11 protein-coding genes are annotated in these 11,001 nt (G+C 72.6%); 4 read left to right on the top strand and 7 right to left on the bottom strand.

The annotated features are described in order from the left end of the window. The 3 genes from OHA98_RS30585 to OHA98_RS30575 form a co-directional block, all read right to left on the bottom strand. The gene (locus OHA98_RS30585) at positions 1-765 is read right to left on the bottom strand and encodes an ABC transporter ATP-binding protein (RefSeq protein ID WP_266930269.1); all 765 of its coding nucleotides are present in this window, start codon (positions 763-765) and stop codon (positions 1-3) included. Positions 766-768: 3 nt separating this feature from the next. Beyond that, positions 769-2,007 (bottom strand): substrate-binding domain-containing protein, encoded by a 1,239-nt coding sequence (locus tag OHA98_RS30580; protein ID WP_266930267.1) that lies wholly within the window; start codon positions 2,005-2,007, stop codon positions 769-771. Between the two features lie 159 nt (positions 2,008-2,166). Beyond that, positions 2,167-2,778 (bottom strand): TetR family transcriptional regulator, encoded by a 612-nt coding sequence (locus tag OHA98_RS30575; RefSeq protein WP_266930265.1) that lies wholly within the window; start codon positions 2,776-2,778, stop codon positions 2,167-2,169. 229 nt (positions 2,779-3,007) lie between these two features. On the opposite strand from OHA98_RS30575, the gene OHA98_RS30570 reads away from it, so the two are divergent. The 4 genes from OHA98_RS30570 (at position 3,008) to OHA98_RS30555 (ending at position 7,061) form a co-directional block, all read left to right on the top strand. After that, a complete protein-coding gene (locus OHA98_RS30570; RefSeq protein ID WP_266930263.1) occupies positions 3,008-4,321 on the top strand; it encodes a glycosyltransferase family 4 protein in 1,314 nt (437 codons plus the stop codon). Positions 4,322-4,389: 68 nt separating this feature from the next. Continuing rightward, on the top strand, positions 4,390-5,121 hold the full coding sequence (locus OHA98_RS30565) for a class I SAM-dependent methyltransferase (protein WP_266930261.1): 732 nt from the start codon (positions 4,390-4,392) through the stop codon (positions 5,119-5,121). Then, a complete protein-coding gene (locus OHA98_RS30560; protein ID WP_266930259.1) occupies positions 5,118-6,191 on the top strand; it encodes a prenyltransferase in 1,074 nt (357 codons plus the stop codon). The genes OHA98_RS30565 and OHA98_RS30560 overlap by 4 nt, the downstream gene beginning before the upstream one ends. 90 nt (positions 6,192-6,281) lie before the next feature. After that, positions 6,282-7,061: a maleylpyruvate isomerase family mycothiol-dependent enzyme gene (locus OHA98_RS30555; protein WP_266930257.1), complete on the top strand. Its 780-nt coding sequence runs from the start codon at positions 6,282-6,284 to the stop codon at positions 7,059-7,061. A 47-nt stretch (positions 7,062-7,108) separates the two neighbouring features. Here the strand turns inward: OHA98_RS30555 and OHA98_RS30550 are convergent, their stop codons facing one another. The 4 genes from OHA98_RS30550 to OHA98_RS30535 form a co-directional block, all read right to left on the bottom strand. Further along, positions 7,109-8,119, bottom strand: coding sequence for an LLM class F420-dependent oxidoreductase (locus OHA98_RS30550; RefSeq protein ID WP_266930256.1), 1,011 nt, complete (start codon positions 8,117-8,119; stop codon positions 7,109-7,111). A gap of 113 nt (positions 8,120-8,232) precedes the next feature. Then, complete coding sequence (locus tag OHA98_RS30545) at positions 8,233-9,063, bottom strand: hypothetical protein (protein WP_266930254.1); 831 nt, start codon at positions 9,061-9,063, stop codon at positions 8,233-8,235. Between the two features lie 177 nt (positions 9,064-9,240). Continuing rightward, complete coding sequence (locus OHA98_RS30540; RefSeq protein ID WP_266930253.1) at positions 9,241-10,188, bottom strand: N-acetylmuramoyl-L-alanine amidase; 948 nt, start codon at positions 10,186-10,188, stop codon at positions 9,241-9,243. Between the two features lie 23 nt (positions 10,189-10,211). Then, positions 10,212-10,868, bottom strand: coding sequence for a class I SAM-dependent methyltransferase (locus OHA98_RS30535; protein ID WP_266930251.1), 657 nt, complete (start codon positions 10,866-10,868; stop codon positions 10,212-10,214). Between the last annotated feature and the right edge of the window lie 133 nt (positions 10,869-11,001).

The raw sequence follows: 11,001 nt of genomic DNA, 5'->3' as shown, positions 1-11,001 counted from the left end.
TCACAGTCCCTCCCCGAGGTAGGCCTGCTGTACGGCGGGGTCGGCGGTCACGGCCTCGGGGGTGCCCAGCGCCAGCAGACTCCCGTGGTGCATCACCGCGAGCCGGTCGGCCAGACCCAGCAGGACGTCCATGTGGTGCTCGACCATCAGGACCGTGCGCCCCTCGTCGCGGTGCAGGGTGCGGATCAGCTCGGTCAGCGCGGGGACCTCCTCCGCGCTGACCCCGGCCATCGGCTCGTCGAGCAGCATCAGCCGCGGATCGCCCACCAGCAGTACGGCGAGCTCCAGCTTCCGCTTCTCGCCGTGCGACAGCTCGGCGGCGGGCGTCGACGCCCGGTGTCCGAGACCGGTGCGCTCCAGCACGCCGCGCACCTCGGCGGCGTACGGGGCGGCGCGCCGCCACAGCCGGTACGAGCCGCCCCCGGCGGCCTGCGCGGCCAGCCGGACATGCTCGGCCACCGTCATCGCGGGCCAGAGGCTGGACGTCTGGAAGGTGCGCCCGATGCCGCGACGGGCCCGGGTGTGCACGGGCAGCCGCGTCAGATCGGTGCCGTCCAGCGCGAGGGTGCCCGCGGTCGGGGCGGTGATCCCGCTGATCAGGTTGAACAGCGAGGTCTTGCCCGCCCCGTTGGGGCCGATGAACGCCAGGAACTCGCCCTCCCGGACGCTCAGCGAGACGTTCTCGACGATGGTGGCCCCGCCGATGGTCCAGCCGAGCCCGGAGAGCCGGAGCACGGGAGCGGTGAGGGTGTCGGGAGCGGTCATCGCTCAGCCCGCCGAGGGCTTCGCGGGCGGGGCCACCTCGTCCATCGGCGCGGTGGACACCAGCTCCGGTACGGCGGTGGCGCCCTTCCCCGTGAGCCTGGCGACGAACATCGGCTGCACCAGGGCGTGGTCCTCGGCCCGGATGCGCTGCTTGCCCTTCACCCCGTCGAAGGTCCAGCCCTCCAGGGCCTTCACCATCGCCGAGGTGTCCGTGGCGCTGCCGTCCCGGACGGCCCGCACCACCATCTGCGCGGCGGTGAAACCGTCCGGGGTGAACAGGTCGGGTGTGCCGCCCGCCTCGGCGACCCCGTCCAGCATCGCCTTCTCGACGGCGTTGCCGCCGCCCGCGCCGGGGAAGTAGTGCGCCAGGAACGAGACCTTGGAACCGGCCGCCCCGAACACCGGGTACGAGGCCGTACCGGCCAGCCCGGTCACCACCTTGCCCGCGTCCAGCACCCCCTGCTGGTCCAGCGCGGTCCACAGGGCGGGGGCGGTGGAACCGGCCCAGGCCACGAAGACCAGATCGGGTCCGGCGGCCTTCACCTGGCGGGCGAACGGCGTCAGGTCCGTCGCGCTGGGCGGCGCCAGCACCGACCCGACCTCGGCGCCGCGCTCCCCGAGGACGGCCTTCACGGCGGCGACGTTGGCCTGGCCGAAGGTGGAGTCCTGGGCCAGCACCGTGACCTTCCTGCCCTTTGCCTCGCCCAGCATCGTGCCCGCCGTGAGGATGTCCTGGTAGGACTGCCGGCCGGAGCGGAAGGTGTACGCGTTGACCCCGGTCACGGCGTCGGTGGCGGCCGGGCCGTCGATGTACAGCACCTTGTTCTGGGCCGCGAGCGGGGCCATCTGGAGGGCGACGCCGGAGTCGGTGGTGCCGGCCAGCACCTTGTAGCCCTTGCCGATGAGGTTCTTCGCGGCGGAGACCGCCTTGCCCGGGTCGCCCGCGTCGTCCTGCTCGGTGACCTCGATGCGGTGGCCGTCGACCTTGCCGGTACCGCCGGTGGCGTGGTCGAGGCCCGCCATGAACCCGTCGCGGTACTGCTTCCCGTACGCGGCGAGCAGCCCGGTACGGGAGTAGACCAGGCCCACCCTGACGGTCCCGTCCCGCTCCCCGGCCGAGCCGCCCCCGGAGCCTCCCGCCTGGCCGGCGGCGGTGCAGCCGGTCAGCAGGAGCCCGGCGGTGGCCAGGGCCGTGAGGGTCAGCGATCTGGGACGGACGGTGCCTACGGCTCTGCGACGCATGGTGACCGGCTCCTCGGCGTGGTTCGGTGATGTGCGCCGAACCGTATGAAGAGCGTCGCGCCGTCGACATGGTGCAGGGCACCTCACCTGACGGGGGCGGCATGTGGCCGCGGTACATGGGTGCCCGGGAGGACCGCCGCGCGGGGGCTCCGGCGCGCGCTACCGGGGGCCGGGCTCCGCCGTCACGGCGATGAGCCTGCACACCGTCTCGATGTCTATCTTCACCTGGGCGATCGAGGCCCGCCCCGACAGCCAGGTGATCAGCGCGGAGTGCCAGGTGTGCTCGATGACCCGTACCGCGGAGAGCTGTTCCGGCGTCGGGTGCTCCAGCCCCATCGCGTCCAGGATGATCGCCGTCGTGAGCCGCGAGACGGTGTCCACCTCGGGGCTCACACTGCGGTCCGCGAACGTCAGCGCGCGTACCATCGCATCAGCCAGATGAGGTTCGCGCTGGAGGGCGCGGAAGGCCCGCATCAGGGTCTCGGCGACCCGCTGCGCGGCGTCGTCCCCGGCGGGCGGGCGCTTGCGGAGCGTGGAGTGCATGTGCTGGAGCTGGTCCTGCATGGTGGCCACCAGCAGATGGACCTTGGAGGGGAAGTAGCGGTACAGGGTGCCCAGGGCGACCCCGGCGGCCTCGGCCACCTCGCGCATCTGCACCGCCTCGAACCCGCCCCGGCCGGCGAGCTGGGCGCTGGCGTGCAGGATGCGGCGGCGGCGGGCCTCCTGGCGTTCGGTCAGCGGAGGCGCTGCGGGTCTGGCTTCCGCGGTCATGAGTCCCCATCCATGGCTTTCGTCCGCATCAGGGAGCGGTCGAGCGAGCTGCCGGGCGCGCACAGCATGCCAGGGTGCCCGCCGTGGCGCGAATCACCTGATCCGGCTGTCACGCCGACGCTACCTGCCGGTAGATTCGAGCCCTGTTGAACGAGCCGGTCTGAAACTTGTTCTAGATTAGCGCGAGCGGTTACGCTCCGGCGAACACGCAGTGAGAAGGGGGCCGAGTGTGACCGCTGAGGCCATAGAAACGGGCCCCCGCACGGGCAACGGCACGTCCGGCCGTACCGGCGACGGGCCGCTGCGCATCGCACTCCTCACCTACAAGGGAAACCCGTTCTGCGGCGGCCAGGGCGTCTATGTGCGCCACCTCGCCCGCGAACTGACCCGGCTGGGCCACAGCGTCGAAGTGATCGGTGCCCAGCCCTACCCGGTGCTCGACGAAGGCGTCCCGCTCACCGAACTGCCGAGCCTGGACCTCTACCGGCAGCCGGACCCGTTCCGCACCCCGGGCCGCGGCGAGTACCGCGACTGGATCGACCTCGCCGAGGTCGCCACCATGTGGACCGGCGGCTTCCCCGAACCCCTCACCTTCAGCCTGCGGGCCCGGCGCCATCTCGCCGCCCGCCGGGGCGAGTTCGACGTCATCCACGACAACCAGACCCTCGGCTACGGTCTGCTCGCCGACCTCGGCGCCCCCCTGGTGACCACGATCCACCACCCCATCACCGTCGACCGGCAGCTCGACCTGGACGCCGCCGAGAACCGCCGCCGCCGCGCCTCGGTGCGCCGCTGGTACGGATTCACCCGGATGCAGAAGCGCGTGGCCCGCCGGCTGCCCTCCGTCCTCACCGTCTCCGGCTCCTCGAAGCAGGAGATCACCGACCACCTCGGCGTACGCGAGGACCGCATCCGGGTGGTGCACATCGGCGCCGACACCGACCTCTGGTCGCCCGACCCCTCGGTCGCCGAGATACCCGGCCGGATCGTCACCACCTCCAGCGCCGATGTCCCGCTCAAGGGCCTGGTCCACCTGGTCGAGGCCCTCGCCGAGCTCCGTACCGGCAACCCCCACGCGCACCTGGTGGTCGTCGGCAAGCGGGCCGAGGACGGACCGGTCGCGCAGGCCATCGCACGCCACGGCCTCCATGACGCCGTCGACTTCGTCAAGGGCATCAGCGACGCCGAACTGGTCGACCTCGTGCGCGGCGCCCAGATCTCCTGCGTGCCCTCCCTGTACGAGGGCTTCTCGCTGCCCGCCGCCGAGGCCATGGCCACCGGCACCCCTCTGGTGGCCACCACGGGCGGCGCCATCCCCGAAGTCACCGGCCGCGACGGGGAGACCTGTCTCGCCGTGCCGCCCGGCGACTCCGACGCGCTGGCCACGGCCCTCGCCAGGCTGCTGGGCGACGGGGAGCTGCGGGCCCGCCTCGGCGCGGCGGGCCGCGACCGGGTGCTGGCCAACTTCACCTGGGCCAGGGCGGCCGTCGGCACCGCCGAGCTGTACCGTCAGGCGATCGCGGCCAGCGGAGCCCGCAGGTGACCGCCCCGGCGCCCCGCACCCCCTGATCTCCCCCCGGACCCCGTACCTCCGACTCGAAGGCAGGCCCCGTGCTGACCGTCGACTTCACCCGCTTCCCGCTCGCCGCAGGCGACCGGGTGCTCGATCTGGGCTGCGGCGCCGGCCGGCACGCCTTCGAGTGCTACCGGCGCGGCGCCCAGGTGGTGGCCCTCGACCAGAACGGCGAGGAGATCCGTGAGGTCGCGAAGTGGTTCGCCGCGATGAAGGAGGCCGGGGAGGTGCCACAGGGTGCCACGGCCACCGCGATGCAGGGCGACGCCCTCAATCTGCCCTTCCCCGACGACTCCTTCGACGTCGTGATCATCTCCGAGGTCATGGAGCACATCCCCGACGACAAGGGCGTGCTCGCCGAGATGGTCCGGGTCCTCAGGCCGGGCGGCCGGATCGCGATCACCGTGCCGCGCTACGGCCCCGAGAAGGTCTGCTGGACGCTGTCCGACGCGTACCACGAGGTCGAGGGCGGCCACATCCGTATCTACAAGGCCGACGAACTGCTCGGCAGGATCCGCGAGGCCGGACTCAAGCCGTACGGCACCCATCACGCCCACGCCCTGCACAGCCCCTACTGGTGGCTGAAGTGCGCGTTCGGGGTCGACAACGAGAAGGCGCTGCCGGTGCGCGCGTACCACAAGCTGCTGGTCTGGGACATCATGAAGAAGCCCATGGCCACCCGGGTCGCCGAGCAACTGCTCAACCCGGTCGTCGGCAAGAGCTTCGTCGCGTACGCCACCAAGCCGCACCTCACCAGGGCCGAGGCGTGAGCACTCCCGAACAGACCGAACACCTCGTCCTGCCCGGGGTCCTGACCGCCGAGCAGGCCGCCGAGACGGTGGCCGCGCTGGTGGCGGCGCAGTGCGAGAACGGGGCGCTGCCCTGGTTCCGCGGCCATCACCTCGACCCGTGGGACCACACCGAGGCCGCCATGGCGCTGGACGCGTCGGGCGAGCACGCGGCGGCGGAGCGCGCCTACGACTGGCTCGCCCGCAACCAGAACGCCGACGGCTCCTGGTACGCCGCCTACCACGACGGCGATCCCCGGCAGCCGACCGACCGGAGCCGCGAGAGCAACTTCTGCGCCTACGTTGCCGTCGGCGTCTGGCACCACTACCTCGCCACGGGCGACGACGCGTTCGTCGACCGGATGTGGCCGACCGTCTTCGCCGCGATCGAGTTCGTGCTGGGGCTCCAGCAGCCGGGCGGTCAGATCGGCTGGAAGCGCGAGGCGGACGGCACCGCGGTCACCGACGCGCTGCTGACCGGCTCCTCCTCCGTCCACCAGGCCCTGCGCTGCGCGCTGGCCCTCGCGGAACGCCGTGAGGAGGCCCAGCCCGACTGGGAGCTGGCGACCGGAGCGCTCGCGCACGCGATACGCAGCCACCCGGAGCGCTTCCTGGACAAGAGCCGCTACTCGATGGACTGGTACTACCCCATCCTCGGCGGCGCGCTCACCGGGGCCGCCGCCACCCGCCGCATCCAGGAAGGCTGGGACCGCTTCGTCGTCCCCGGTCTCGGGGTCCGCTGTGTGCTGCCCAACCCCTGGGTGACGGGCGGCGAGAGCTGCGAACTGGCGCTGGCGCTCTGGGTCATGGGGGAGTCCGACCGGGCGCTGGAGATCCTCCAGTCCATCCAGCACCTGCGCGCCGAGGGAGGGATGTACTGGACCGGGTACGTCTTCGAGGGCAGCCGGGCCTTCTGGCCGGAGGAGCTCACCACCTGGACCGTCGGATCGCTGCTCCTCGCGGTGGCCGCGCTCGGGGGCGACGAGGCGACCACCGCGGTCTTCAGCGGCGAACGGCTGCCCGTGGGCCTGGAGCCGGACTGCTGCGGCTGAGACCGACCGGGGCGACGGTCAAGGAGCGGCGGATCCCGCCGCGACCGTTAATCGCATGATCGGGTGCCGGTCGCGCTTTAGGGTGCGGGCATGACTTCACTCACGTACGACCGCTACTGCGACGAGATCCTGGCCCAGACCGACGAACTGCGCGCGTTGCTCAAGGGCGCGGACCTGGCGGCCCGGGTCCCCACCTGCCCCGACTGGAGCCTTCGGGAACTCGCCCTGCATGTGGGCGGCGCGCACCGCTGGGTGGGCGAGATCGTACGGTCCCGGGCCACCGAGGACATCCCCGCGGGCAAGGTGCCGGGCGCCGAAGGGCCCGACGACGACGACTCCGCCGCGCTGGACGCCTGGCTCGCCGAGGGCACGGCGGGCGCCGTGGCGGCGCTGCGGGAGGCCGGGCCGGGCACGGAGGTCTGGGCGTGGGGCTGGGAGCGGCGGACGGACTTCTGGGTGCGGCGGATGACGCACGAGACCGTCGTGCACCGTGCCGACGCGGCACTGGCCGCCGGGACGGTGTTCGAGGTGGCGCCCGAGGTCGCCGCCGACACCATCGACGAATGGCTCCGGATCGTCGCCTTCTCCCAGGCCGGCGGCGACCCGGAGGCGGCCGGACTGTGCGGCGGCGGACGCTCGTTGCACCTGCACGCCACGGACGCGCCCGGCGCCGAGTGGCTGATCGAGTTCGGCGAGGACCGCTTCACCTGGCGGCGGGCCCACGAGAGGGCCACCGTCGCCCTGCGCGGATCGCTCACCGATGTGATGCTCGTCTTCAACCGCAGGCTGGATCCCGGCAGCGACCGGGTCGAGGTGCTCGGCGACGCGGAGCTGCTGGACTTCTGGCTGGAGCGCTCCTCGTTCGGATGAGCCGGGAGCGGGGGCCCGTCCGCAACGGCCCGTCCCGCCCGGCCCGTTCAGCTGTTGAGCTCCGCCAGTACGCGCAGGGTGGCCGGGTCCGGTGCCGTGACCAGAAGGTCGGTGACCGGGCCCGCGCGCCACAACTCCAGCCGCTCCTTGATGCGTCGGCGCGGGCCGACCAGGGAGATCTCATCGGCGAACGCGTCGGGCACCGCCTGCACCGCCTCCTGCCGGCGCCCCTGCTGGAACAGCCGCTGGATGTGCCGGGCCTCCTCCTCGAATCCCATCCGGGCCATCAGGTCCGCGTGGAAATTGCGTGCCGCGTGCCCCATCCCGCCGATGTAGAAGCCGAGCATCGCCTTCACCGGCAGCAGCCCCTCCGCGACGTCGTCGCAGAGCTGCGCCCGTGCCATCGGCGCGATCATGAACCCCTCGCGGAGCCCGGTCAGCGAGGCCTCGTACACATCCGTGCGCGTCGGTGACCAGTACAGCGGCAGCCAGCCGTCCGCGATCCGGGCCGTCTGCGCGATGTTCTTCGGCCCCTCGGCGCCCAGCAGCAGGGGCAGGGAGGCCCGCAGTGGATGGGTGATCGGCTTCAGCGGCCTGCCGAGCCCGGTGCCGTCCGCACCGGTGTACGGGTGGGAGTGGAAGCGGCCGGCCAGTTCGACGGGGCCCTCGCGCGCCAGGACCTGGCGGACGACGTCGACATACTCGCGGGTGGCCGTCAGCGGGCTCTTCGGGAACGGCCGGCCGTACCACCCCTCCACCACCTGCGGCCCGGAGAGCCCGAGACCGAGCATCATCCGGCCGCCCGAGAGATGGTCCAGGGTCAGCGCGTGCATGGCGGTCGCGGTGGGCGTACGGGCCGCCATCTGCGCGATGGCCGTGCCCAGCCGGACGCGTGAGGTGTGGGCGGCGATCCAGGTCAGCGGGGTGAAGGCGTCCGAGCCCCAGGCCTCCGCCGTCCACACCGAGTCGTAGCCGAGTTCCTCGGCCTCCCGGGCCAGGGCGAGATGGCCGGGATTCGGGCCGCGGCCCCAGTATCCGAGCGCGAGTCCGAGCCGCATTCCGGTCCCTCCAAGGTATGTGACGCTACGTCAGATCAATGCCGCGCTCCGGGACTGTACGACAACGGCCCCCCGCCCGGAAGGGCGGGGGGCCGTCGGGGCCGTGCGCGGGGTCAGCCGCGCTGGATGCCCGTGGTGTCCTGGAGGACGCCACGACGGCCGTCCTGCGTCTGGGCGATGAGACCCGGACCGCGCTGCTCCACCGCGAGGTACCAGGTGCCCGGCGCCAGTTCGGCGATCGGGTTCGGCGAACCGTCCTCGCCGTACAGCGGACGGGCCACCGGAACGGCGAACCAGAACGGGGTGAAGTCGGCGGCCGGAGCGGCGGCGGCACCCTGCGGGGCCTGCTGCGCCTGGGCGGCCTGCGCCGGGTCGGGCTGACCGGGCTGCGCGCCGTACGGCTGGGGCTGGCCGGGCTGCGCGCCGTACGGGGACTGCTGGCCGCCGGGGTAGCCGTAACCCTGACCGGGCTGCGGCTGGGCACCGTACGGCGACTGCACACCCTGCGCCGGACGCGGCGCACCGGCGAGCGGGGCCTTGAGCGCGGGGACGAGCGGACCGGCGACCGCGCCGGCCGCCAGCACGATGGCCGCCAGCAGGCCGAGGATCATGCCCGCGCCCGCGTCATTGGCGTCGATGATCGTCCAGAAGGCCGACCACAGCGCGAAGACCGCGAACGAGGCGCCGAACTGGGCGAGATCGAGCCCCACGACCTTGCGGCCCGGGTTGGCGCGCCCGACGATCAGCAGCGCCGCACCGATGACACCGGCCAGGAAGATGCTCATCAGGAGCGAGAGCGAGTCCCAGGCGTTCGCGCTGTACTGGGAGCAGTCGACGCCCCGCGGGCAGTCGTAGCCGGAGAGGTCGAGGAAAGAGGCGATGAACAGCACGACCGCTGCTCCGATCACCACGCCGTCGCCTCGAGTGAGGGAGCGGATATTCACGTGAAGGTCCTTAGTCGGTCGTCTCGTCGGGGCGGTCGTCGCTGCCGCCGTTGCGGCGGGTACGGCAATGAAGCTCGGGGGCGGCTCCCCATCGTACGGATGAATCTATCGTCTGCCCGGCCGGGTTGCGCCCCGGCCGGGAACCTGAACGGGTATCCCCCCAATTTCAACCCAGAACTACCCCTTCAGGTAGCTGGTGATGCCATCGGCCATGCCCTGGGCAGCCTTCTGGCGCCAACTCCCGCTGGTGAGCAGGGCGGCGTCCTTCGGATCACGCATATTGCCGCATTCGATGAACACTTTGGGCACGGTCGACAAATTCAGTCCGCCGAGATCTCCGCGGGTGTCCAGTCCGGTATTGCCGCCGATGTAATTGGAAGGCGCAGTTCCGGTGGTCCGCAGGAAGTTGCCCGCGATCCGGGCACCGAGATCGGCCGACTGTTCGACGATCTTCGAGGTGTCCGCGGCGCCCGAGCGGACCCGTGCGGGGAGGATCACATGAAAGCCGCGGTTTCCCACGGCGGATCCGTCCGCGTGGACCGAGAGCACCGCGTCGGCGCCGGCCTCGTTGCCGATCCTGGCCCGCTCGTCGACGCACGGTCCGAAGGCGCGGTCGTTGTCGTACGTGAGTTTCACCTCGGCCCCCCGCGCCCGGAGCAGATCGCGCAGTCGGTGCGACACGTCGAGGGTGAACAGGGCTTCCGCGTAACCCTCGTTCGTGGAGGTCCCGGTGGTGTCGCACTCCTTGGACGCCGTGCCGATGTCCACCTGGCGGCCGATCTCCCGGGTGTGCTCGCGGTTGCGCGGATTGTGGCCCGGGTCGATCACCACGGTCCGGCCGGTGAGCGGCCCCTTCGGCCCCTTCGGCGGCTTCGGCCTCGCGGACGCCGAGGGCTTCGCCGGCTCCGTGGCCGGACGCGGGCTCCCGGGGGAGGCGGACACCGGAGCGGACGGCGACGCCGGTACGGACGCGTCGGCGCCGGAGCCCGGCCGGGGCCGCGCGGTACCGCCGTCGCCGCCACCTCCTCCGCATCCGGCGACGGTCAGGCAGAGCGAGGCCAGCGCGGCGGCGGCGATCAGGGGCCGGGCGCGGCGGGTGGGGGGAACGCTGTCGTCGTACGGCACGCGGGCGATGGTATCGGGGCGGGTCAGATACCCGGTCCGGTACGCCGCAGGACGCGGAGCGAGTCCGTCATGGACACCTCGGTGAACGCCCCGGAGGCCAGCGCCCGCTGATGGATCCGGTACGGGGCCCGGCCGCCGTCCGCCGGATCGGGGAACACGTCGTGGATGACGAGCAGCCCGCCCTCGGCGACGTGCGGGGCCCAGCCCTCGTAGTCGCTGGTCGCGTGCTCGTCGGTGTGGCCGCCGTCGATGAAGACGAGGCCCAGCTTCCCGCCCCAGACGGCCGCGACCTGCGGCGACCGCCCCACGAGCGCCACCACGTGCTCCTCCAGACCCGCTCGGTGCAGGGTGCGCCGGAACGTCGGCAGGGTGTCCATCAGCCCCACCTCCGGGTCCACCACGGACGGATCGTGGTACTCCCAGCCGGGCTGCTGCTCCTCGCTGCCGCGATGGTGGTCGACGGTGAGCGCCGTGACACCGGCGGTGCGGGCGGCGTCGCCGAGCAGGATCGTGGAGCGCCCGCAGTACGTCCCGACCTCCAGCAGCGGGAGCCCGAGCGCGGCGGCCCCGGCGGCGGCCTCGTACAGGGCGAGCCCCTCATGGACCGGCATGAAGCCCTTGGCGGCCTCGAACGCGGCGAGAATCTCCGGCTTGGGCCCGGCTGCGGACTCGGCGGCCACGGGTTCCTCCTGGTGGGGCGGGTGGGGGTCTCTCGTCGGGCGAGAGCCCCGAGGGGCTGTGCGGGACGGCGCCCCATCGTGCCGTACGCCCCCGCCGAGGGCACCGGCGGGGGCGTACGTGGGGTGAGCCCGG

Origin of the sequence: Streptomyces sp. NBC_00654 (assembly GCF_026341775.1) — a bacterium.
Classification (GTDB): Bacteria; Actinomycetota; Actinomycetes; order Streptomycetales; family Streptomycetaceae; genus Streptomyces.
This window is presented reverse-complemented; position numbering and strand designations above follow the sequence as displayed.

Bases quoted from the DNA above. Each gene is read 5' to 3' on its own strand.
- OHA98_RS30585 (WP_266930269.1), bottom strand. From the start codon at position 765: ATGACCGCTCCCGACACCCTCACCGCTCCCGTGCTCCGGCTCTCCGGG.
- OHA98_RS30580 (WP_266930267.1), bottom strand. From the start codon at position 2,007: ATGCGTCGCAGAGCCGTAGGCACCGTCCGTCCCAGATCGCTGACCCTC.
- OHA98_RS30575 (WP_266930265.1), bottom strand. From the start codon at position 2,778: ATGACCGCGGAAGCCAGACCCGCAGCGCCTCCGCTGACCGAACGCCAG.
- OHA98_RS30550 (WP_266930256.1), bottom strand. From the start codon at position 8,119: ATGCGGCTCGGACTCGCGCTCGGATACTGGGGCCGCGGCCCGAATCCC.
- OHA98_RS30555 (WP_266930257.1), top strand. From the start codon at position 6,282: ATGACTTCACTCACGTACGACCGCTACTGCGACGAGATCCTGGCCCAG.